The sequence below is a fragment of the Pseudomonas kielensis genome (assembly GCF_014236655.1).
Lineage (GTDB): Bacteria > Pseudomonadota > Gammaproteobacteria > Pseudomonadales > Pseudomonadaceae > Aquipseudomonas > Aquipseudomonas kielensis.
On the sequence record NZ_JACMYG010000114.1, the window covers coordinates 1 to 369 of the forward strand.

Below are 369 nucleotides of genomic sequence, written 5' to 3' on the forward strand. Positions count from 1 at the left end.
AACTCGCCATGGCTCGCCATCGGCATGCCGGCGGCGTTGGTCAGGGTCACGGTGTAAGTGACCGTGCCGCCTTCGGCGACCGTGGTTTTATCCACCGTCAGGGTAGCTTTCACCTCGGTGAGGGTGTCGCCGATGGTGACTTGGGCTTTATCGCCCAGCACCAGGTTCTCGAAGGACTTGCCGTCGACGGTGGCGTTGTCGACACCCACTTCGATGATTTGACCGTCTTTGTAGACGTCATCACCCTGAGCTTTCAGCTCGTACGGAACGCTGTTGGTGCCGGCCTTGATGACGACGGTGTCGCCGTTGCTCAGGGTAACGGTCAGGTCTTGTTTGAGGACCTGGTCAACCTTGACGGTGAACTTCGGC

General features: G+C 59.3%; 1 protein-coding gene. It reads right to left on the reverse strand.

Annotated elements, in window-relative coordinates:
• On the reverse strand, positions 1-369 hold a 369-nt coding region (locus H7995_RS28255; RefSeq protein WP_185819341.1), incomplete at both ends, for an immunoglobulin-like domain-containing protein.